Source organism: Mesorhizobium sp. M0051, assembly GCF_040323235.1.
Taxonomy (GTDB): domain Bacteria; phylum Pseudomonadota; class Alphaproteobacteria; order Rhizobiales; family Rhizobiaceae; genus Mesorhizobium.
Map to the genome: position 1 here is coordinate 1 of NZ_JAMYUT010000023.1, position 22,110 is coordinate 22,110.

General features: G+C 61.2%; 23 protein-coding genes. 11 read left to right on the forward strand and 12 right to left on the reverse strand.

All coding sequences use genetic code 11. The annotated features are described in order from the left end of the window. Positions 1–84: 84 nt before the first annotated feature. Positions 85–942, reverse strand: a complete 858-nt coding sequence (locus tag NKJ90_RS22170; RefSeq protein WP_023760733.1) for an alpha/beta fold hydrolase — start codon at positions 940–942, stop codon at positions 85–87. A 152-nt stretch (positions 943–1,094) separates the two neighbouring features. Between NKJ90_RS22170 and NKJ90_RS22175 the strand changes: the two genes are divergently transcribed. Next, positions 1,095–1,523, forward strand: a complete 429-nt coding sequence (locus tag NKJ90_RS22175; protein ID WP_023760732.1) for a MarR family winged helix-turn-helix transcriptional regulator — start codon at positions 1,095–1,097, stop codon at positions 1,521–1,523. 113 nt (positions 1,524–1,636) lie between these two features. Here NKJ90_RS22175 and NKJ90_RS22180 read toward each other — a convergent pair whose 3' ends face one another. Next, positions 1,637–3,643, reverse strand: coding sequence for a putative bifunctional diguanylate cyclase/phosphodiesterase (locus NKJ90_RS22180; protein ID WP_023760731.1), 2,007 nt, complete (start codon positions 3,641–3,643; stop codon positions 1,637–1,639). 293 nt (positions 3,644–3,936) lie between these two features. Here NKJ90_RS22180 and NKJ90_RS22185 point away from each other — a divergent pair, with 293 nt between their 5' ends. From NKJ90_RS22185 to NKJ90_RS22215, 7 genes are all read left to right on the forward strand, one after another. Continuing rightward, positions 3,937–4,971 carry a class I SAM-dependent methyltransferase gene (locus NKJ90_RS22185; protein ID WP_023760730.1) on the forward strand — a complete coding sequence of 345 codons (1,035 nt, stop codon included), beginning with the start codon at positions 3,937–3,939 and terminating at the stop codon, positions 4,969–4,971. A gap of 264 nt (positions 4,972–5,235) precedes the next feature. Further along, entirely contained in the window at positions 5,236–5,877 is a 642-nt protein-coding gene (locus NKJ90_RS22190; protein WP_023760729.1) for a 50S ribosomal protein L25/general stress protein Ctc, read from the forward strand. Positions 5,878–5,900: 23 nt separating this feature from the next. Next, complete coding sequence (pth, locus tag NKJ90_RS22195) at positions 5,901–6,626, forward strand: aminoacyl-tRNA hydrolase (protein ID WP_023760728.1); 726 nt, start codon at positions 5,901–5,903, stop codon at positions 6,624–6,626. Between the two features lie 90 nt (positions 6,627–6,716). Next, positions 6,717–7,820, forward strand: a complete 1,104-nt coding sequence (gene ychF / locus NKJ90_RS22200; protein ID WP_023760727.1) for a redox-regulated ATPase YchF — start codon at positions 6,717–6,719, stop codon at positions 7,818–7,820. A gap of 223 nt (positions 7,821–8,043) precedes the next feature. After that, positions 8,044–9,018 (forward strand): magnesium/cobalt transporter CorA, encoded by a 975-nt coding sequence (corA, locus tag NKJ90_RS22205; protein ID WP_023760726.1) that lies wholly within the window; start codon positions 8,044–8,046, stop codon positions 9,016–9,018. Positions 9,019–9,125: 107 nt separating this feature from the next. After that, entirely contained in the window at positions 9,126–9,602 is a 477-nt protein-coding gene (locus NKJ90_RS22210) for a MaoC family dehydratase (RefSeq protein WP_352486772.1), read from the forward strand. Then, positions 9,599–10,072 (forward strand): MaoC family dehydratase, encoded by a 474-nt coding sequence (locus NKJ90_RS22215; protein WP_023760725.1) that lies wholly within the window; start codon positions 9,599–9,601, stop codon positions 10,070–10,072. The genes NKJ90_RS22210 and NKJ90_RS22215 overlap by 4 nt, the downstream gene beginning before the upstream one ends. A 103-nt stretch (positions 10,073–10,175) precedes the next feature. Here the strand turns inward: NKJ90_RS22215 and NKJ90_RS22220 are convergent, their stop codons facing one another. The 5 genes from NKJ90_RS22220 to petA form a co-directional block, all read right to left on the reverse strand. Next, positions 10,176–10,721: an adenine phosphoribosyltransferase gene (locus NKJ90_RS22220; protein WP_023760724.1), complete on the reverse strand. Its 546-nt coding sequence runs from the start codon at positions 10,719–10,721 to the stop codon at positions 10,176–10,178. 9 nt (positions 10,722–10,730) lie between these two features. Further along, on the reverse strand, positions 10,731–11,876 hold the full coding sequence (locus tag NKJ90_RS22225; protein ID WP_023760723.1) for an alpha-hydroxy acid oxidase: 1,146 nt from the start codon (positions 11,874–11,876) through the stop codon (positions 10,731–10,733). Positions 11,877–12,058: 182 nt separating this feature from the next. Further along, positions 12,059–12,931, reverse strand: a complete 873-nt coding sequence (locus NKJ90_RS22230; protein ID WP_023760722.1) for a cytochrome c1 — start codon at positions 12,929–12,931, stop codon at positions 12,059–12,061. 89 nt (positions 12,932–13,020) lie between these two features. Beyond that, the gene (locus NKJ90_RS22235) at positions 13,021–14,322 is read right to left on the reverse strand and encodes a cytochrome b (RefSeq protein ID WP_023760721.1); all 1,302 of its coding nucleotides are present in this window, start codon (positions 14,320–14,322) and stop codon (positions 13,021–13,023) included. A gap of 16 nt (positions 14,323–14,338) precedes the next feature. Continuing rightward, complete coding sequence (gene petA, locus NKJ90_RS22240; RefSeq protein WP_013529984.1) at positions 14,339–14,899, reverse strand: ubiquinol-cytochrome c reductase iron-sulfur subunit; 561 nt, start codon at positions 14,897–14,899, stop codon at positions 14,339–14,341. Between the two features lie 314 nt (positions 14,900–15,213). On the opposite strand from petA, the gene NKJ90_RS22245 reads away from it, so the two are divergent. Next, positions 15,214–15,558, forward strand: a complete 345-nt coding sequence (locus NKJ90_RS22245; protein WP_023760720.1) for a cupin domain-containing protein — start codon at positions 15,214–15,216, stop codon at positions 15,556–15,558. A gap of 3 nt (positions 15,559–15,561) precedes the next feature. On the opposite strand, the gene NKJ90_RS22250 is transcribed toward NKJ90_RS22245, so the two are convergent. The 5 genes from NKJ90_RS22250 to NKJ90_RS22270 are packed head-to-tail and all read right to left on the reverse strand — an operon-like array spanning position 15,562 to position 20,571. Further along, positions 15,562–15,873, reverse strand: a complete 312-nt coding sequence (locus NKJ90_RS22250; RefSeq protein ID WP_023760719.1) for a DUF6665 family protein — start codon at positions 15,871–15,873, stop codon at positions 15,562–15,564. A gap of 1 nt (position 15,874) precedes the next feature. Then, positions 15,875–16,360 carry a GNAT family N-acetyltransferase gene (locus NKJ90_RS22255; protein WP_023760718.1) on the reverse strand — a complete coding sequence of 162 codons (486 nt, stop codon included), beginning with the start codon at positions 16,358–16,360 and terminating at the stop codon, positions 15,875–15,877. Between the two features lie 4 nt (positions 16,361–16,364). Further along, positions 16,365–18,248 carry an ABC transporter ATP-binding protein gene (locus tag NKJ90_RS22260; RefSeq protein ID WP_023760717.1) on the reverse strand — a complete coding sequence of 628 codons (1,884 nt, stop codon included), beginning with the start codon at positions 18,246–18,248 and terminating at the stop codon, positions 16,365–16,367. Then, the gene (locus NKJ90_RS22265) at positions 18,245–20,146 is read right to left on the reverse strand and encodes an ABC transporter ATP-binding protein (protein ID WP_352486776.1); all 1,902 of its coding nucleotides are present in this window, start codon (positions 20,144–20,146) and stop codon (positions 18,245–18,247) included. Before NKJ90_RS22265 ends, NKJ90_RS22260 begins: the two co-directional genes overlap by 4 nt. Positions 20,147–20,175: 29 nt before the next feature. Then, positions 20,176–20,571: a hypothetical protein gene (locus NKJ90_RS22270; protein WP_352486778.1), complete on the reverse strand. Its 396-nt coding sequence runs from the start codon at positions 20,569–20,571 to the stop codon at positions 20,176–20,178. Between the two features lie 488 nt (positions 20,572–21,059). Here NKJ90_RS22270 and NKJ90_RS22275 point away from each other — a divergent pair, with 488 nt between their 5' ends. Both NKJ90_RS22275 and soxR read left to right on the forward strand, forming a co-directional pair. Further along, positions 21,060–21,518: a tRNA (cytidine(34)-2'-O)-methyltransferase gene (locus NKJ90_RS22275; protein WP_023760714.1), complete on the forward strand. Its 459-nt coding sequence runs from the start codon at positions 21,060–21,062 to the stop codon at positions 21,516–21,518. A gap of 133 nt (positions 21,519–21,651) precedes the next feature. Further along, positions 21,652–22,095 (forward strand): redox-sensitive transcriptional activator SoxR, encoded by a 444-nt coding sequence (gene soxR, locus NKJ90_RS22280; protein ID WP_023760713.1) that lies wholly within the window; start codon positions 21,652–21,654, stop codon positions 22,093–22,095. Positions 22,096–22,110: the final 15 nt, after the last annotated feature.

Consider the following 22,110-nt stretch of genomic DNA (forward strand, 5'->3'; position numbering starts at 1 on the left):
ACCTGAAACCGCCGGGCCTTGCTCATGCAAAGCTACGATTCACTCAACAAAATCAATTATTTGCCGTTTGTGGACGGAAACTAGCTAGGCCTTGAAGAAGGCCAGCAGGTCGGCGTTGATGACGTCGGCATGGGTCGTGGCCATGCCGTGTGGGAAGCCCTTGTAGACCTTGAGCTCGCCTTTCTTGACCAGCTTGATCGTCAACAGCGCCGAGTCGGCTATTGGGACGATCTGGTCGTCGTCACCGTGCATGACCAGAACCGGCACGTCGATCTTCTTCAGGTCTTCGGTGAAGTCGGTCTCCGAGAAGGCCTTGATGCAATCATAATGCGCCTTGGTACCGCCCATCATGCCCTGGCGCCACCAATTGTCGATGATCCCCTGCGAGATTTCCGCGCCCGGACGGTTGAAGCCGTAGAACGGACCTGCCGGGACATCGCGGAAGAACTGGGCGCGGTTGGCCGCCTGGGCGGAGCGGAAGCCGTCGAAGACCTCGATCGGCAGGCCGCCGGGATTGGCCGCGGTCTTGAGCATGATCGGCGGCACCGCGCCGATCAGCACCGCCTTGGCGACACGGCCGCCCGAGCCGTATTGAGCGACATAGCGCGCCACCTCACCGCCACCGGTCGAATGGCCGACATGGATGGCGTCCTTGAGATCCAGATGGGCGGCGAGTTCCGCGACATCGGCGGCGTACGTATCCATCTCGTTGCCGACGTCCGTCTGGGTCGAGCGGCCGTGCCCACGCCGATCATGGGCAACGACCCTGTAGCCTTGTGACAGGAAGAACAGCATCTGGGCGTCCCAGTCATCGCTGCTCAATGGCCAGCCATGATGGAAGACGATCGGTTGCCCGGTCCCCCAGTCCTTGTAATAAATTTGCGTTCCGTCCTTGGTAGTGATCGTGCCGCTGCCGGAGCTGGGCTTGGGTTGCGAAGTCATCTCAATCTCCGTTCTGTTGATTTCGCGATATACAATATCGCGATAACTATGTAGCTATCGCAGTTCGAAAACCTTGTCCATAAAAATGTATATCGCGATATCGTTTTTCGTGGTATAGAACCGACTGCCGTACCGGCAGAAGGAAATGCGCCGTGCCTCTCCCGTTGGACAATCAACTCTGTTTCACGCTCTATGCCACCAGCATGGCGATCAATCGCACCTATAAGCCGATGCTGGACCAGATGGGCATCACTTATCCGCAATATCTGGTTCTGAACGCGCTTGGAGAGACCGATGGCATGTCGGTTGGCACGGTCGCCCGCCGGCTTGCCCTGGAATCGAGCACCGTCACGCCGCTGGTGAAGCGGATGGAGCAGGCTGGACTGGTGACCCGCCAGCGCAGCCAGACCGACGAGCGCCAGGTGCAGGTCGATCTGACCGCCGCTGGTCGCACACTGCTTGTCCAGTGCAACTGCCTCAACGAGACCTTGATCGAGCGCTCAGGCATGACTCTGGCACAGCTTGATGCGCTGAACCGGCAGATCAGGGCACTGCGCGCCGCGTTGAGCGGCGACCACTAAGCCACACCCCTTGCGTGCCCGCCTGGCTCTGCCATTGGTCGATAGCAATCAGCGCGGCCCTTGAGCCATGGCGGCCAAAGGCAGCTAAGCCAAACCTCGGAGAGCAGGCGCAATCATGCCGATTTAAGCACGGTGAATGGGCGTTTGCGGATGGTCCGCTTTGGCTGGTAACTGACGGCGGGAGCGGGACGGCCGACATGAAAGCCTTGGACCTTGTCTATGCCGAATTCGCGCATGAGGGCCATCTGTTCGTCGGTTTCCACCCCTTCGACCAGGATTTTGTGGCCGCGATTCCGCACCAGAGTGATAATGTCCTGGAGCATTGCCTTGCCGTTCGGGGCGCTGCAGTCGTGCAGGAACGAGCGATCGATCTTTACCGTATCGAAATCGATCAGGCGGAGCCACGAAAGGCCCGCGAAGCCCGTCCCGAAATCGTCAAGCCATATCTTGATCCCCAGCAGCTTCAGGTCGCTGATGCAGCGAAGAATGTCCGAATGCATCTCCATCTCCAGCCCTTCGGTGATCTCGAAGGCCAGCCTGCTTCCGGAGACGCCGGTCTCGCCCAGAATGGTCGCTACCGACGTTGCAAAGCCAGGTGTCTTGAGCTGGATCGGAGAGACGTTGACACTGACGACGCGGACGTAATCGTCCGCCAGGAGCTCGGCGCACACCGTTCTTATTGCCCAGCGCCCGAGTTCTAGGATCGCGCCGGTTCGTTCCGCGACGGGAATGAACAGGCTCGGCGGAACCGATGTGCCGTCCAGCATTTTGAGGCGCATCAGAGCCTCTACGGCCTCGACTCGGTCCGTTTTGACATCCTGGATAGGCTGGTAAACGAGTGAAACGAGGTTCTGGCCGATAGCGATTTTCAGCAAAGCCGCAATGTTCTCGCTCTCGTCGCTGCTCTGGGGATCGGTCGGGTCGAACAGCCGGGCACAGTTTCGGCCACCGGCTTTTGCCAGATAGAGCGCGCGATCAGCCTCGTGGATGATCTTCTCCAGCTTGGCGCCGGTCTGCGTTCTGGTGAATGCAGCGCCAACGCTCACAGTCACGATCGAAACGCCGTCGCGCCGCAGCTCGTGGGTAAGCGCCAGGTTCTCCACCGTGCTGCAAATGGCTTCCGCGATCTCCAGGATCTGCTCTTTGTTCTCCACCCGAGCCAGGATAATGAACTCTTCACCGCCGTAGCGGCCGATGGAGCCATTGTACCGCCTGATCATTTCGCTAAGAGCATTGGCGACATGGATCAGGCAGCGGTCGCCTTCCTGATGGCCGTAACAATCATTGAACTTCTTGAAGAAGTCCACGTCGATGAGGATCGCCCCAAAACTGGTGCCAACCTTTTGCCAGTCGTTCCAGTAGTCCCTTAGCTTCTCGTCGATCGCCCGCCGGTTCTCCAGGCCTGTAAGCGGATCGGTCCGCGACAGTCTCAGCAGGGCCTTACCGCGTTCGGTCGCCTCGTTGTGCTGGATCTTCGCTTCCAGGGCGTTCAGGAAGACGTTGTAGCGCTCTTCATTCAGTTTCCAGTTGACATATGAGGTAAACGTGAAGCAAGAGATATAGAAAGTTCCGAATACCATCTTGTATATTAGCGTCGAAGGCACGAAATAATTTACCACGTACAGTATACACAATATTATTGTGGAAGTTACTATCGAAAGTTTGAAATTGAACGTGAAGAAAAGATTGGCGCTCATCATGAAGATGGTGCCGAAGACCATATAGTAAGAGACGCTTTCTTTGTCCGCACCAAAAACTGCAGGGCACAGCCAACCGACATAGCCAAAGATGATGGCTCCGGCGCAAGTGACGTCAAGCCATTCCGTTGCTACCTCCCGGCGAAGCTGCGCTTCCAGGATCAAAAGCGCAGTCAATCCGACCGCGAAGCGCGCAGTGATCGTGTATGCAGCCACATCGGGGATCAGCAGCAGATCCGTTGCAGAAAACAAGAGATAGATGACAACGGCCATCCAAAGCCCTGGCCGGGCTTCCCCTCTTCGCGTCGCATGAGCTTCCGTACGGTAGAGGGCGCGGAGCTCGTCGGTCCCCAGTTCATAGCGCGGTTCGTACGGCTCCGCATGAACAGTATCGGCCAATGCGGATGACGCGTGATCGTTCATCACAGCAAACCCCGTTTGAAGGGGATTTTCGGCTCCGAACTCATTTCTAGTTTCTGCCCTCACGCAGGCCGACTCCCTGGACGCGACAGCGATTGCGACGCCACGCGTACAAATGCAATCGCGCAGGACAAGTTTCCGTTAACTCGAAACCCGAATCCGGCCCGGAAGAAGTGCAATGATTAAAGATGGTTAGCGGGAAATTAATCATAACGCTAAAATGCGCCCGGCCCATCATTGGCAAATGGAGCATTCTACGCAATAAGTTAACTGACTGTTAACTATGGAGCGTTGGTGTGCAAACCGTTCTTGATGGAAAAAGCCTGATTACTGCCGAGATGCTCGCCGGAAGTCTGCCTCGGGGAAGACCCGAGGATCACGGCGAAGTCTTCGAAACCGCTCGTGCAGAGCTTGCACTCATTCTCCATGCGACCCATCAGCAAATCGAACAAGGAAAGGACCCCGCCGAGGTCATTCGTAGTCTGATGTCGCACCTCAACGCGACACGCGCCAAAGTTCATCCCGACGTTTGGCAAGCATTGATACCGGTGGTGCAGAACCATCCGGTCCTGGAGTATTTTCTCGAGGATCCGCTTACGCGGTGGTCTTTCAGCAAGCCCAGAGGTTATGCTGGTGATGCGGAGTTGCTCGACTACATCTATTGTGATCCGCACGTGGCCGAGAGCGTGGCAAACGCCTCGGAGATCGGCAAGGCGCTCTATACCCATACCCAGGACGTCCCGTCTTGCGTCGCTGCACGGGAACGACGTGACCTATTGACCCGCTATGTCGATGAGATCGCGGCCAAGAACGGACCGGAAACCGAGATCCTGGCGATCGCGGCCGGGCATTTGCGGGAGGCCAATCGCTCGGTCGCCCTGGCGGAAGGACGTCTCAAGCGTTGGGTTGCGCTCGACCAGGATCCACAGAGCGTTGGGTTGATCGCACGTGACTTCCAGGGCACCGCGATCGAGGCGGTCGACGGGTCGGTGCGGACCGTGCTCACGAGGGGCCACAGGCTGGGCAAGTTCGACTTCATCTACGCCTCCGGCCTTTACGACTACCTCCAGCACAACGTCGCCGTAAAACTCACGAAGACCTGCCTGCAGATGTTGAAGCCGAACGGGACATTTCTCTTCGCGAACTACGCCGAGGACAATCCTGACGCCGGCTACCGGGAGACCTTCATGGACTGGGTGTTGCTGCTGCGATCGGAGGTCGACATGTGGAACATCGTCAATGCCAGCGTCGACCGCAACGCCGTCAACGCGCAGGTGTTCTTTGGCGAGAACCGCAACGTGCTCTATGCCGTCATCGAAAAGCGGGGATAATCACCGCCCCGAACTGCGCGCCGGCGGACGTGCCTTTGGCTGACGTGCCTTTGGCTTGCACCTCCGGCCGCCTTCCGCTATAGAGCCGCCACCCGCGTAGACACCCTTGGAGGCAACGCGGCGGAAGGCCGCCTTCCCGCATGATCCCGAAAAGTGGATTCCGGTTTTCGGACCAGGTCATGCATGGGTATGTCGGCTTTCGACGTTTACGGCCAGGCAGGTTGCCAACCGTAAGCGCTCCAGAACAAACCGAAAGGAAATGCCATGAGCCACGACACTTACGAGCTCAAGGCCGAAGCACGCGAACAGGTCGGTAAGGGGTCCGCCCGTGCAGTTCGCCGCAACGGTAAAGTGCCTGCAGTAATCTATGGTGACAAGCAGCCTCCCCTGGCTATCGCACTCACCTACAAGGACATCTATTACAAGATCCATGGCGGCGGGTTTTTGACCACGATCGCCACGATCGATGTCGACGGCAAGAAGATCCAGGTCCTGCCGAAGGACTTCCAGCTCGACCCGGTCAAGGATTTCCCTGTCCATGTCGACTTCCTGCGCATCGGCAAGGACACCCAGGTCAATGTCGACGTGCCTGTCCATTTCATCAATGAGGACAGGTCGCCCGGCATCAAGCGCGGCGGCGTGCTCAACATCGTGCGTCACGAAGTCGAGTTCCACTGCCCGGCCAATGCGATCCCGGAATTCATCACCATCGATCTCACCGGCGCCAACATTGGCGACTCGATCCACATCTCGTCGGTCAAGCTGCCGGCTGGTGTGAAGCCCGTGATCTCCGACCGCGACTTCACCATCGCGACCATTGCCGGTTCGTCGGCGATGAAGCCGGAGGCGGAAGAGACGACTGAAGTGGCTGCACCCGAAGCGGCTCCCGCCGCCGAAGAGAAGTAACTCTTTCCCGCTCGGAGCAGACGATGCTTGTCTTTGCAGGCCTCGGCAATCCGGGCGCGAAATATGCCAACAACCGCCACAATGTCGGTTTCATGGCGGCGGACGCAATCGCCCGCCGCCATTCCTTTTCGCCCTGGTCGAAGAAATTCCAGGGCCTGATTTCAGAAGGCACGCTCGGCGGCGAAAAGATCGTCCTGATCAAGCCGCAGACCTTCATGAACCTGTCCGGCCAGTCGGTCGGCGAAGCGCTGCGCTTCTACAAGCTCGAGCTGTCCGCACTCACCGTCTTCTATGACGAGATCGATCTTGCCGAAGGCAAGCTGCGCATCAAGACCGGCGGCGGCGCCGGCGGCCATAACGGCATCCGCTCGATCGACGGCCATGTCGGCAACGCCTACCGCCGCGTGCGCATCGGCGTCGGTCACCCCGGCGTCAAGGAAATGGTCCAGCACCATGTGCTCGGCGATTTCGACAAGGTCGACCGCGAATGGCTCGAACCGCTGCTCGACGCAATCGCCGAGAACGCCGCCATGATCGCCAAGGGCGACGACTCCGGCTTCATGAACAAGGTCAGCCTCGCCGTCCAGGGCAAGGCCGGCGCGGAACCGGAAAAGCCGGCGCGGAAGCAGCAGGACTCCAAACACCAGAGCCACATTCGCCAGGCACGCCCGCAACAGGCCCCCGCCAAACTGCCTGAGACCGGCCCGATGGCCGCCATGCTGAAGAAGCTGTTCGGCGGCAAGGACTGAGCGGGATCGGCGCCACAGGGCTTGACGTTGATCACCCCTATCGCCCATAGCCCTGATCAAATTTCTATTTCCCTATAGGACCAGACAAAAATGGGTTTCAAATGCGGCATCGTTGGCTTGCCCAACGTCGGCAAGTCGACGCTTTTCAACGCGTTGACCAGGACGGCGGCGGCGCAGGCCGCCAACTATCCGTTCTGCACCATCGAACCGAACACCGGCGAGGTAGCGGTGCCCGATCCGCGCCTGCAGAAGATCGCGGCCATCGGCAAGTCGAAGGAGATCATCCCGACCCGCATCTCCTTCGTCGACATTGCCGGCCTGGTGCGCGGCGCCTCGAAAGGCGAAGGGCTGGGCAACCAGTTCCTCGCCAACATCCGCGAGGTCGACGCCATCGTGCATGTGCTGCGCTGCTTCGAGGATGACGACATCACCCATGTCGAAGGCCGCATCGACCCTGTTGCCGACGCCGAGACGGTCGAAACCGAGCTGATGCTCGCCGACCTCGACAGCCTCGAGCGCCGCATCGTGCAATTCCGCAAGCGCGCCGGCAGCAAAGACAAGGAAGCGACCACCGTGCTGCCGATGATGGAGGCAGCGCTCGAACTGCTGCAAGCCGGCAAGCCGACCCGCATCCTGCTTAAGGGCATCTCGGCGGAAGACCTGCGCATCCTGCAGGGGCTGAACCTTCTGACCTCGCACCCCGTGCTCTACGTCTGCAATGTCGCCGAGGCAGATGCCGCCACCGGCAACGAGCACACCAGCGCCGTGGAAAAGATGGCTGCCGCGCAGGGCGCGGGCACCGTGGTGATCTCGGCGGCGATCGAGGCGGAAGTCGCCCAGCTCTCCGACGAGGAAGAGATGGAATTTCTGTCCTCGCTGGGCCTCGACGAACCCGGCCTGAACAAGGTCATCCGCGCCGGCTACGATCTGTTGCATCTGATCACCTATTTCACCGTCGGGCCGAAGGAGACGCGCGCCTGGACCATCCACAAGGGCGACAAGGCCCCTCAGGCGGCCGGTGTCATCCACACCGATTTCGAGCGCGGCTTCATCCGCGCCCAGACCATCGCCTACAATGATTTCATCACGCTTGGCGGCGAAGTGGCGGCCAAGGAAGCCGGCAAGGCGCGTGACGAAGGCAAGGAATACGTGGTCCAGGACGGCGACATCCTGCTGTTCAAGTTCAACACCTGACGCCTCAAGCGGCCGGGTATCCAAAACATCCCGGCGAGCTTTTTTCTCGACGAGTTCTTCCGAGCGGCCGACGCCCATCCGCCGGGCAGCCGCTTGTCTTGATTTTGTCATGCCACAGGTCTAAGCGGCAGGCGCGAGGTCGGCGCTGGCGCCGAGAACCGTGCAATCCGACACGACGCGTCAATCCGAACGCACCCTTTAATCCAGCAAGGGAGACCCGGCGATGATCAAGGCCTTCGTCGTGGACAATGACCGCCTGCGCGCCGTCGATGAACTCTTGGCAAACAGCGACAATGTCGTCTGGGCCGATCTGCTTAACCCGACCAAGGAAGAGGAAGCGGCGATCGAGGCGTGGCTCGGCGTCGCCATTCCGACGCGCGAGGAGATGGAGGAGATCGAGATTTCGAGCCGCCTCTATGTCGAGGATGGCGCCTACTTCATGACCGCCACCCTGCCCGCCCAGACCGAAATCGACGATCCCCTGATGTCGCCTGTCACCTTCGTGCTGGCCGGCACCAGGCTGATCACCGTGCGCTACCACGAACCGAAGGCCTTCAAGACCTTTCCGCAGCGCGCCGAGAAGGTGGCGACCGGCTGCACCAGCGGCGACACCATCCTGATCGGGCTGCTGGAGGCGATCGTCGACCGTCTCGCCGATATTCTGGAACGCGCCGGCCGCGACATCGAAGTAATCTCGCGCGACATCTTCGAGGCGCGGTCGACCAAGGTCTCCAAGCGCAACCGCGACTTCCAGGAGCTTTTGAAAGCGATCGGCCGCAAGGAGGACATCGCCTCCTCGATCCGCGACAGCCTGATCTCGCTGCAGCGCCTGGCCGGCTTTTTCGCCCATGCCTCGACCCGCACCAAGATGAGCAAGGACACCAAGGCGCGCATCAAGACGCTGTCCCGCGACGTGCTGTCGCTCGCCGACCACGCCACCTTCCTGTCGCAGAAGATTTCCTTCCTGCTCGACGCGACGCTTGGCATGATCTCGATCGAGCAGAACGCCATCATCAAGATCTTCTCGGTTGCCGCCGTCATCTTCCTGCCGCCGACGCTGGTCGCCTCGATCTACGGCATGAACTTCGACGTCATCCCCGAGCTCAAATGGGAACTGGGCTATCCCTTCGCGATTGCCATGATGGTGTTGTCGGCGATCCTGCCGTTCTGGTATTTCCGGCGCCGCGGTTGGCTCTGATCCGCCCGCCAAAGGCCATGCAGCCACGACTTGGCGCTATAGAAATCTCTTGACCAAATGTGCTGCGGCCTGCATCCGGAAACCCTTCGTCAGCCGGATTTCAGACCATGACTGCAAAAACAAAAACCTGGGCCTATGAGGATTTCGTCGAGGGTGCGTCGCTCGATCTCGGTAGCAAGCTGGTGAGCGCCGCCGAGATCGTCGAATTCGCTGGAGAATTCGACCCGCAGCCGATGCATCTCGACGAGGAAGCCGGCAAGGCCAGCATTCTGCGCGGGCTGGCCGCCTCGGGCTGGCACACCTGCGCCATGTTCATGCGCATGCTGTGCGATGCGTTCCTGCTGGACTCCACCTGCCAGGGCGCACCCGGTGTCGACCATGTCAAATGGAAGAAGCCGGTCCTGGCCGGCGACCAGCTCACCGGCACCCTAGTGGTTGTTGCCAAGCGCCTGTCGAAATCGAAGCCGCAACTCGGCTTCGTGACAATGCGCAGCGAGCTGTTCAACCAGCGTGGCGAAAGCGTCTTCGAGCTTGAGAATTCCGCCATGTTCCTCACGCGCGATGCCACGGGGAACCAAGCATGACACTGGACGATTTCTTCCGCATCGGCACCACCGTGACGCTCGGCTCGCACACATTCGAGCCTGAGGCGATCAAGGCGTTCGCACGCAAATACGACCCACAAATCTTCCATGTCGACGAGGACGCAGCCAAGAAGAGCGTGCTCGGCGGGCTCTGCGCATCCGGCTGGCACACGGCGGCAACCTGGATGAAACTCAATCTCGAAAACCGCATGGATGCCGAGATCGCGGCGTGGAGCGGCCCCGGTCCGGTGCCGGAATTCGGCCCTTCGCCCGGTTTCAAGAACCTGAAATGGCTGAAGCCGGTCTATGCCGGGCAAACCATCACCTTCACGCGCACGGCGCTGTCGCACCGCCCGATCGCCTCACGCCCCGGCTGGCGGCTGCTGGCCCTGCGATGTGAGGCTTTTGAGTCGACCGGCGACATGGTGCTGGAGTTCGAGAGCGCGGTGCTGGTGAAGACGGGTGAGTAGCCGGTTCGCGTAAGCGAATTCATCGTGCCAGCAGCACGATGAAAGGCCAACGAATGCTTCGAAGCGGCGGGGACCCGACCGGGCGGTCGTGATCAATCGCCTTTCAAACCCCTTCAAACCCAATCAGCGTCCGCACCGGCACGCCGAGCGCTTCGAGCTTGGCGCGGCCGCCCAGGTCCGGCAGGTCGATGACGAAGCAGGCGGCGAGGATATCCGCGCCGATCTGGCGCAGCAGCTTGACCGCCGCCTCAGCGGTGCCGCCGGTGGCGATCAGATCGTCGACCAGGATCACCTTCTCGCCGGGCGAAACGCCGTCCTTGTGCATCTCCATCTCGTCCAGACCGTATTCCAGGCTGTAGGCGACGCGCACCGTCTCGAAGGGCAGCTTGCCCTTCTTGCGGATCGGTACGAAACCCGCCGAGAGCTGATGAGCGACGGCGCCGCCGAGGATGAAGCCGCGCGCCTCGATGCCGGCGATCTTGTCGACCTTCTGGCCGGCATAAGGATGCACCAGCTCGTCGATGGCGCGGCGGAAGGCGCGCGCATTGCTGAGCAGCGTAGTGATGTCGCGAAACAGGATGCCGGGCTTGGGATAGTCCGGAATGGTGCGAATCGCGGCAAGCAGCGTGTCTTCTAGTGAGGATTTCATGTGTCGAGATTACCTGAAACGGAGGTTGTTGCGCGACAATTGTTCGATCGAACTGCAGCCCATCAGCTTCATGCCGCGTTCGATCTCGGCCCGCATCAGTTCTAGCGCCCGTTCGACGCCGGGCTGGCCGGCCGCTGCCAACGGGAACAGATAATAGCGGCCGACGCCTACGGCCTTGGCGCCGAGCGACAGCGCCTTCAGCACATGCGTGCCACGCTGCACACCGCCATCCATGATGACGTCGATCCTGTCTCCGACCGCATCGACAATCTCGGCAAGCTGGTCGAACGCCGCCCGCGAGCCATCCAGCTGCCGGCCGCCATGATTCGACAGCACAATACCGCTGCAGCCGATGTCGACGGCACGCCTGGCATCCTCCACCGACATGACGCCCTTGAGACAGAACGGCCCCGACCACAGCTTGACCATCTCGGCGACGTCGTCCCATGTCATCGACGGGTCGAGCATCTCGGTGAAGTAGCGGCTGATCGACATCGTGCCGCCACCCATGTCGACATGCTCGTCGAGTTGCGGCAGCTTGAACCCTTCATGGGTGAAATAGTTGATCGCCCAGGCCGGCTTGAGCGCGAACTGCAGCATCCCGGCCAGATTGAGCTTGAAGGGAATGGCGAAGCCGGTGCGCTTGTCGCGCTCGCGGTTTCCCCCGGTGATGCTGTCGACCGTCAGCATCATCACCTCGACGCCAACCGCCTTTGCCCGCTGCATCATCGCCCGATTGAGGCCGCGATCTCTATGGAAATAGAACTGATAGACCTGCGGGCTGCTGCTGATCCGGCGCGCTTCTTCAAGGCTGACGGTGCCAAGCGAGGAGACCCCGAACATCGTGCCATATTTGGCGGCGGCCTTGGCGACCGCGCGCTCGCCCTGATGGTGGAACAGCCGCTGCAAGGCGGTCGGCGAGCAATAGAACGGCATCGCCAGCTTCTGGCCCATGACCGTCACCGACATGTCAATCTCGCTCACCCCGCGCAAGACATTGGGAACCAGGTCGCAGGTGTCAAAGCTTTCAGTGTTGCGGCGGTAAGTGACCTCATCGTCCGCCGCGCCGTCGATGTAGTTGAAGATCGGTCCCGGCAGCCGCTGCTGCGCCATGCGGCGGAAATCGGAAAAGTTGTGACAGTCGCTGAGCCGCATCATCGAAATCCAAACACCATGCCGTCGACAATTCTTTTTTCAAAGATGCTGTGTGGCATACCACAGGGCGCCGTGCCAACGGACCTGTGCGACAAGAACGCACCTGACCACCAGATCGCCAACCCCCGTTCAGCAAAAAGGGCGCCCCTCGGCGCCCTTTTGTGATCAATTGGCTGTGTCGCTTAATGCGCCACGCCTTCCCACACCTTGCGCTTGGTGAGATAGACCAGCGCACCGAACAGCAACAGGAACACCAGAACGCGGAAGCCGGTCTTCTTACGGTCTTCCATGTGCGGCTCGGCCGCCCACATCAGGAAGGCCGCAACGTCGCGGGAATACTGGTCGACGGTCTGTGGCGAGCCGTCGTCATAAGTCACCTGACCATCGGACAACGGCTTTGGCATTTTCAGCGACACGCTGGACATGAAGTACGGATTGTAGTGGGTGCCTTCCGGGATCACCATGCCGGCCGGCGGCGTCTGGTCGTAGCCGGTCAGCAGCGAATGGATATAGTCGGGACCGCCCGCGTCGTACTGCGTGAAGATGTCGAAGACGAATTGCGGAAAGCCGCGCTCGACGCCGCGTGCCTTGGCCAGCAGCGACATGTCGGGCGGTGCAGCACCGCCATTGGAGGCAGCGGCGGCCTCGTCATTGGCGAAGGGCGCCGGGAAATGATCGGACGGCTTGCCGGGACGGTCGAACATGTCGCCGGCATCGTTGGGGCCGTCATGAATCGTGTACTCCGCCGACAGCGTCTTGATCTGGGCATCGGAATAGCCGAGGTCCGACAGCGTGCGGAAGGCCACCAGGTTCATCGAATGGCAGGCCGAGCAGACTTCCTTGTAGACCTTGAGGCCGCGCTGCAGCTGCGCCTTGTCATAGGTGCCGAACGGGCCGGTGAAGCTCCAGCTCATTTCCTTCGGCTCGTTGATCGGGAAATGCGTCGGATTGGCCGCGTTGTGTGCCTCTTCGGCGGCGACCGCCCAAGTGCTTGCTGCCCCGGTGCCGGCGGCCACAAGGCCGATCAGCGCCATCGAGGTGAGAATCTTTTTCATGCCAAATCCCCTTAGATTCTCTACCCGTCCGTCTTCCTGCTTGAGCATGGCCTTGTCCGGAAACCGGTTCCCACTTTTCGGGATCATGCTCAGCCCTTGGTCTCTGGTGCGGCCGTGGCGCCAGCCAGATGTCCGCCACCGCCCTTGTTCTTCTCGAGCACTGCTTCGGTGATCGAGTTCGGCAGCCTTCGCGGCGTCTCGATCAGACCGAGCACAGGCAGGGCGACCAGGAAGAAGGCGAAGTAGACCAGCGTCGCCATCTGCGCCATGAACACATAGCTGCCTTCCGCCGGCTGCGAGCCCAACCAGCCCAGCAGGACGGCATCGGCCACGAACACCCAGAAGAACAGCTTGTACCAGGGCCGATAGACGGCCGACCGCACCTTCGAGGTGTCGAGCCACGGCACCAGGAACAACATGACGATCGCGCCGAACAGGCACAGAACGCCGCCGAGCTTGGAGTTGATCGGCCCGACATTGAAGGTGATGGCGCGCAGGATGGCGTAGAACGGCAGGAAGTACCATTCCGGCACGATATGGGCCGGGGTCTTCAGCGGGTTGGCGACCGTGTAGTTGTCGGGATGGCCGAGATAGTTCGGCAGGTAGAAGACGAAATAGGCGAAGAAGAACAAGAACACGAGCATGCCGAACGCGTCCTTGATGGTCGCATAAGGGGTGAACGCAACGGTGTCGGTCTTCGACTTGACCTCGATGCCGGTCGGGTTCGACTGGCCGACGACATGCAGCGCCCAGACGTGCAGCACGACGACGCCGGCGATCATGAACGGCAGCAGGTAATGCAGCGCAAAGAAGCGATTCAGCGTCGGGTTATCGACGGCAAAGCCGCCGAGCAGCAGCTGCTGGATCCAGTCGCCGACCAGCGGAATGGCCGTGAAGAAGCCGGTGATGACCGTGGCGCCCCAGAAGCTCATCTGGCCCCAGGGCAGCACGTAGCCCATGAAGCCGGTCGCCATCATCAGGAGATAGATGATGCAGCCGAGGATCCACAGCAGCTCCCGCGGCGCCTTGTAGGAGCCGTAATAAAGGCCACGGAAGATGTGGATATAAACGGCGATGAAGAAGAACGACGCGCCGTTCGAATGCAAGTAGCGCAGCAGCCAGCCCGAATTCACGTCGCGCATGATCTTTTCGACTGAGCCGAAGGCAAGATTGCTATCGGCCGTGTAGTGCATGGCCAGCACGATGCCGGTCAGCATCTGTGCTACCAGCATGATCGCCAGGATGCCGCCGAAGGTCCACGCATAGTTGAGGTTGCGCGGCACCGGATAGGCGATGAAGCTGTCATAGACCAGCCGCGGCAGCGGCATGCGGGCGTCGAACCAGCGTCCGAGACCGGTTTTGGGCGTATAGGTCGAGTGTCCCTCGCTCATCGAAATATCCCCTGCCTCAACCGATAAGGATCTTGGTATCGGAAATGAACTTGAATACCGGCACCGCCATGTTCTCCGGGGCCGGGCCTTTGCGGATGCGTCCGGCGGTATCGTATTGCGATCCGTGGCACGGGCAGAACCAGCCGCCGAAATCGCCTTCCTGGCCGAGCGGAATGCAGCCCAGATGCGTGCAGACCTGAACCATCACCATCCAGGCTTCCTTGCCGGGCGTGGTGCGGTTGGCATCGGTCGCCGGTGCGTCGGCCGGCAGATTGGCGTTGCGCGCGATCGGGTCCTTGAGATCGGCCAGCTTGACCGCCTCGCCGTCCTTCATTTCCTGTTCGGTGCGGTTGCGCACCACGACGGGCTTGCCGCGCCACTTGACGATCAGCGACATGCCCGGCGTCAGCGAGGCGACGTCGACCTCGACCGATGCGAGCGCCAGCGTCGAGGCATCGGGGCGCATCTGGTCGATGAACGGCCACGCGAATGCACCCGCGCCGACCACTGCGGCCATGCCGGTGGCGACGTAGAGAAAATCACGACGGTTGGGATCCTGGGTGTCGGTTGCGCTCACGGGTGCCTGATCCTTTCGCCTCTTCCGTGCCGGTGGCTGAGCCTTTTTCCCCGCTCAATTACGCCAACCCGACAGCGCATGGCGAACAGGCTTGCGAATTCCTCCGGCATTTGGACCTCGGTTTATGCGTGAAGCCCGTTTTTGTCCAGACGGATCAAGGCACAAGGGCAGATTGTCGCGGGGACAAAATCCGCCGCCGGGCAATGCGACGCCGGATAGCCGTCAAACATCGCTAAGCAGCAGGGAAACAACCGCAAATCCGATGCCCTTGTGCGCCTCGACGCAAGGCGCCAGCCGGGTCTATCCTTACCATCATGGCACACGTGATAGACCGCGACACCTGGGCCGTTCGCTCCGACCGCTGGAAGGGCGAACTGCAATGCGGCGCCTACGGCTCCAACTCCTGCCTGATCTTCAACTACCTGCCCGATGTCGGCGGCGGTCCTCGGCTGCACACGCATCCCTACGCAGAGATATTCATCATCCGTCAGGGCACCGGACTGTTCACGGTCGGCGACAAGGAGATCGAAGCCTCCTCCGGCCAGATCCTGATCGTGCCGCCCAACACGCCGCACAAATTCACCAATCTCGGCCCAGGCCCGCTGGAGACGACCGACATCCACGAGAACGGCAGCTTCATTACCGAATGGCTTGAGTAATTCTTATTTGGCGCCGAGCCTCGCAAGCACGGCCCTCGGGATGTTGTATTCGCGGATGACGGCGTCATGCCTACGCAATCCGCACAGTTCGCGCTGGATGAAATAGCCGTGCACCGCCTCGGCGGCATCCTTGAGCAGCCGGGGGCGCAGTTGTTCGTCAGCATTGTCGCGCAGCCTGGCCAGTGTTTCCTCGACCCGTTGGCCGGCACGGCCGAGTGCGGCCGCCTTTTCCGCCAGAATTTCATGGCCAAGGGCGTCGAAGGCGACCTCGGCAGCCGAGGCGCCGGCAAGATGAGATGGCGGACGCAAGGACATTTCAGCCTCCTTTCCTGAAAATCATGTGGTGGGTGACGAATTCTTCGCCTTCCACGCGCAGAAAGCCAAGCCGTTCATAGAAACCGAAGGCTTCGTGCGGCGCGCGTGTGTTCAGCACGGCGAAATGGCGACGCGCCCTGTCGACGACGGTCTCGACCAGCATGCGGCCGAGGCCGGTGCGACGGTGACGCGCACTGACGAACAGGTGCCGAACCCTGCCTTTGTCCCCGCGCTCGAAATAAGGATCGATATTGAGCCCACAAACACCGACGAGTTCCCGGCCATTCCAGGCGCCGTACAGCGCCTCGCCGCGCCTCAGGAACTTATTGCGGCCGCTTGCCCAGCCATCTCCCAGGCGCACCAGCATCCAGTAGCCTTCCAGCCGGCTTTCCTGCTTCAGCGTATCGAAGGCCGCGGTGGTTGGCCGGAGCCGCTTGAGCACATAGCTCACCCCGGGGCCGATCTCTGGGTCCGCAGATCCAACCATGGAGCTACTCCGCCGGGCGTGTCTCTTCGAGCATGCTGTCCTCGTTATAGAGAAAACCGCCGGACTGGCGTTTCCACAGCCGCGCATAGAGCCCATCGAACGCCACCAGCTGGTCATGCGTGCCTTGTTCGACGATGCGGCCACCGTCGAGCACCACCAACCGGTCGAGTGCGGCGATCGTCGACAGCCGGTGGGCGATGGCGATGACCGTCTTGTTCTCCATCAGCCGCGTGAGATTCTCCTGGATCGCCGCCTCGATGTCGGAATCGAGCGCCGAGGTTGCTTCATCGAGAATCAGGATCGGCGCGTCCTTGAGAAAGACGCGGGCGATCGCCACGCGTTGGCGCTGGCCGCCCGATAGTTTGACACCGCGCTCGCCGACGAAGGCCTCGTAGCCGACACGATCCCTATTGTCGCGCAGGCCCAGGATGAACTCGTGCGCCTCGGCCTTCTTTGCCGCCGCGATCACTTGCGTCTCGGTCGCGCCAGGCATGCCGAGCTTGATGTTGTCGCGCAGCGAACGGTGGAACAGGGTCGTGTCCTGGCTGACGACGCCGATATTGGCGCGCAGCGAATTCTGGGTGACCTCAGAAACGTTCTGACCGTCGATGGTGATCCACCCGCCTTCCAGGTCGTAGAGCCGCAGGATCAAATTGGCGAGCGTCGTCTTGCCGGCGCCCGACGGCCCGACCAGCCCGACCTTTTCGCCCGGCCGCACCGTAAGGTCGATGCCGTTAAGCACGCCGGATCCTTTGCCGTAATGGAACTCGACGTTCTTCACCTCGATGCGACCGCCGGCCACCACGAGTTCCTTCGCGTCGGGTGCATCGACCAGGCCGAGCGGCTGCGAGATCAATGCCTTGGAATTTTCCAGCACGCCGAGGTTTCGCAATATGCTGTTAAGCTGCATCATCAGCCGCCCGAGCAGCATGTTGAGCCGCAGCACCAGCGACAGCGTGAAAGCGACCGCGCCGACGGTGATCGAGCCTTCGACCCAGAGATAGACGGCAAAGCAGCCGATTGCCGTGATCATAGTGCCCGACAGCGTCGTCAGCGCCATTCGCACGCCGGTCAGCCGGCGGGTGAAGGGGCGCAGCGCGTCGAGATAGATGTCGAAGCCGTTTTTGATGTAGCGGTCGTCGCCGTCGGCCGAGAACAGTTTCAGCGTCTGCACGTTGGAATAGGAATCGACGATGCGGCCAGTGATCATCGAGCCGGCTTCGGCGGTTTCCTCCGCGTGCTTGCGGATCGCCGGCAGATAGAGCTTGGCCAGCCAGCCGAAGGCGGAAATCCAGATCACCACCAGCACCGCCAGCCTGAGATCGAGGCCGGCGACCAGCGCCAGCGTCGTCACCGTGTAGACGATCATGAACCAGACGACCTCGATGAAGCTTTCCATCAGGTCGCCGGTCGCCTGGCCTGCCTGCCAGACCTTGGTGGCAATGCGGCCGGCAAAATCGTTCTGGAAGAAGGCGTAGGACTGGCGCGACACATGCCTGTGCGCCTGCCAGCGCACCAGATTGTAGAAGCCGGGCGTGATCGTCTGTTCGTCGACCAGCGCCGACAGGCCGACGACGATGGTGCGGATGACCAGCACCACCGCGATCATGAACAGCAGTTCAGGGCCGGCGGCATTCCGCAAGGCATGCCAGCTGCGCTCGGCCGGAAGCTGGTCGAGAATATCGACCAGCCGCCCGACGAAGTAGAACAGGCCGGCCTCCACCAGCGGCGCGATGCCGCCGATGGCCAGCATGGCGAAGAAGGCGAACTTCGCCTGGCCGACATAGTGCCAGAGAAAGCCGCCGACGCTGGTCGGTGGCCGAAGATTCGCTGGCTCCCTGAACGGATAGACCCAGTTCTCGAACCAGCGATAGACGGCAGTCATCATTCGGCAGCTTGGCCCTTTGCAAGTGCGTCATTTGCGGCGTCAGCTGGGGCGGCGTCGGCCGGACCGTCCTCGAGCAGGAACCCGCCCGACTGGCGCTGCCAGAGCTGCGTGTAGAGCCCGCCCTTGGCGACGAGTTCGTCGTGCGAACCTTCCTCGATGACGCGGCCCTTGTCCATCACCACCAGCCTGTCCATCGCCGCGATGGTCGACAGCCGGTGCGCGATGGCGATGACGGTCTTGCCTTGCATAAGCTTGTAGAGATTCTCCTGGATTGCCGCCTCGGCTTCGGAATCAAGCGCCGAGGTGGCCTCGTCAAGGATAAGTATGGGCGCGTCTTTCAACATAACGCGAGCAATTGCGATGCGTTGCCGCTGGCCACCGGACAATTTGACACCGCGATCGCCGACATGGGCATCGAAGCCCTTGCGGTCGCTGGCGTCCGAAAGCCCTGATATGAAATCCAGCGCCTCGGCGCGCCGCGCTGCCTCGACAAGCATTTCTTCCGCGGCGTCGGGCCGGCCATAGAGGATGTTCTCGCGCACGGAACGATGCAGCAGCGAGGTGTCCTGCGTGACCATGCCGATCTGGGCGCGCAGCGAATCCTGCGTCACACCGGCGATCTCTTGGCCGTCGATCAGGATCTTTCCGCTCTCCAGGTCGTAGAAACGCAGCAGGAGATTGACCAGCGTCGACTTGCCGGCGCCCGAGCGGCCGACGATACCGACCTTTTCTCCCGGCTTCACCGCCAGCGACAGGTCCTCGATCACCCCTTTCCGCTTGCCATAATGGAAGCGGATATTCTCGAAGCGGATCTCGCCCTTGGAGACGGCGATGTCCTTGGCGCCCGGCCTGTCCTCGACCAGACGCGGCAACGAGATCGAGGCGATGCCGTCCTGCACCGTGCCGATATTCTCGAACAGGCCCGACATTTCCCACATGATCCATTGCGACATGCCCCACAGCCTGAGCACGAGTCCGATGACCACGGCGACAGCGCCGATCGTGACCGACTGCCCGAGCCACAGCCACAGCGCCATCGCCGTGACCGAAAACAAGAGCAGCGAATTCATGATGTAGAGCAGGCCGAAAAGCACCGTCACCAGCCGCATCGACCGATAGACGGTCTGGAGGAAGCCGGCCATGCCTTCCCGCGCAAACGAAGCCTCGCGGCGTGCATGGCTGAACAGCTTGACCGTCTGGATGTTGGAGTAGCTGTCGACGACACGCCCGGTCATGGTCGAGCGCGCATTGGCCTGCTCCTCGCCGACCTTGCCCAGCTTCGGAATGAAATAGCGCAGCAACAGGACGTAGCCGACCAGCCAGACGCCGAGCGGCGACGCCAGCCGCCAGTCGGCCGAACCGACGATGAACAGCATGCCAAGAAAATAGACGATGACGTAGTTCAGGACGTCGATCAACTTGATGACGCATTCGCGCACGGCGAGCGCGGTCTGCATCAGCTTGGTCGCTATGCGGCCGGCGAACTCGTCCTGGTAGAAGCTCATCGACTGCTTGAGCAGGTAGCGATGCACCTGCCAGCGGATGCGCATGGGATAGTTGCCCATCAATGTCTGCTGGTTGAGAAGCGAATGCAGCCATACCGTGCCCGGCAACGCGAACAGCACGATGAAGGCCATGCCGGCGAGCTTCCAGGCTTCCGTCTGCAGGAAGGTTTCGCGATTCTGCCCCGACAGCCAGTCGACGATGCGGCCGAGGAAGCCGAACATCCACACTTCCGCGATCGCGATGGCCGTCACCAGCACCGCGTCGAGAAGGATGTAGGGCCAGGCACCGCGCGTATAATGCACGCAGAAGGCCACCAGCGTCCTGGGCGGCTCGACCGGTTCCGCCGCGGGGAACGGATCGAGCCGTCTTTCAAACCAGCTAAACAACAACATAGGTCATGCTCATGAAATCTGCTTTCCGCTTATGCGGCGCGCGAACGTACAAGGTCCGCAGAACGAATGGCGCCGAGGGCCGACGGTCCGTAATCATCCGTACCGTCGGCCTTGCTTCGCGCAATATAGGGACTCGCGGGCTTTTCACCGACAGGTGCGCCTGACGATCCTGATGGCGCACTGTTCACGATCCGGACTTTCGCGCCAGGCCTGATCAGCCGGATGATCCGGCGCACCAGCGACGACCGGCTGTGGTCGGGAACCGCGCGCGAGAAATCGACATCCGGCAGCATGCCGCGATGCGGCCGGCGGCGGACTTCGGCGTGAACCGCCGACGAATAGGTCTCGCCGATGAGCAGCGCCCAGGTCGGCAGTCGGTGGATATGCAGGCTTCTTGAGCCCGGTATTCTGTAGGGATCGAACATCGGTCCGTCCTCCGTGTGAAAATCGAGATAAAAAGGCGAAGCAACATCGTCCGCCGGCATTCGGCCGGAGGCACGCATTGGATCGGTCTGGACACGATAAGCATCGGTCCGGACACGATAAGCATCGGTCTGGACACGACGGACAGCATCGGTCCGGACAGGTTCAGGTGGGGCGTTCAGCCCTTTTGACTTTTTGAAAAACATCGCAGGATTCCTTCGAGAGCCGAAAAATCGTTTCGGCGGGAATCGGTGCGATCAAGTCTTAGAGAGTCAGGAGAATTGTCGTACCGAAGCCGCCAGCAGGCAGGTAAGCCCACGAGAGGGGCGCTGAGTGTGCATGGTCATCATGAATTACCCCTCCATCGGTTCGGGTTGACAATGGAGCTGACATACCCGACTTCGCAGAAAATGGCCACCCGCAGGTCCAGCATTTTCCAAAACCGCGAGCCCTCTGTGGCCGATCTGCCACTTATTAGAAGGACGCGGAAATGAACTGTCGTCTCCGCATCGCGCTCTACCAGCCGGATATCGCCGGCAACACCGGGACAACCCTGCGTTTCGCCGCTTGCCTCGGGCTCGGCGTCGACATCATCGAACCGGCCGGCTTTCCGCTCTCCGACAAAACGCTCAAGCGAGCCGGCATGGATTACCTCGAAATGGCTGCTCTGACCCGGCATGTCGACTGGTACGCCTTCGAGGACTGGCGCAAAGCCCGCGCGTGCCGGCTGGTGCTGCTGTCTACCAAAGCCACGACCCCTTACACCAGCTTCGCGTTCGGCGATGGCGACATTCTTCTGTTCGGCCGCGAATCCGCAGGCGTTCCGGATCTTGTCCATCAAGCGGCGGATGCGCAATTGACCATTCCCATGCAGGGCGCTGCGCGCAGCATCAACGTCGCGCTTTCCGTCGCCATGGTGGCGGGTGAAGCCATCCGGCAACTCGGATAACGGCACTCCGTCTCCCGTCATCTTGACCCAGGCGCACATCGCCTTCTCCTTCGTTTGCAGATCCCGGGTTTCTTCGCTACAAGCTCAACTTAACTTGAGGTCAAGCCAAAAAAATCGGAACGGAGAAAGAGGGATGGCACCGATAACGGAACTGACGGTCGGCCAACTGGCCATGCGCAGCGGGGTGGCTGTGTCGGCGCTGCATTTCTACGAGGCCCGCGGGCTGATCCGCAGCCACCGCACGTCAGGCAACCAGCGCCGCTACGGCCGCGACGTGCTGCGGCGCGTGGCGATCATCAAGGTGGCGCAAGAGGTCGGTATCTCACTGGCCGAGATCGGCATCGCCCTTGCGTCGCTGCCCGAGGGTCGCACACCGACGCGCGATGACTGGAACCTGCTGTCGACCGCCTGGCGCGACGGGCTCGACCGCAAGATCGCCCAGCTGAAGAAACTGCGCGACGGTCTGACCGACTGCATCGGCTGCGGCTGCATGTCGATCGACAAATGCCCGCTGCGAAACAAAGGCGACCGGCTGGCAAGGGAGGGGACGGGCGCGAGAAGGCTAGTAGCGACCTGAATGGAAGCAATGCGA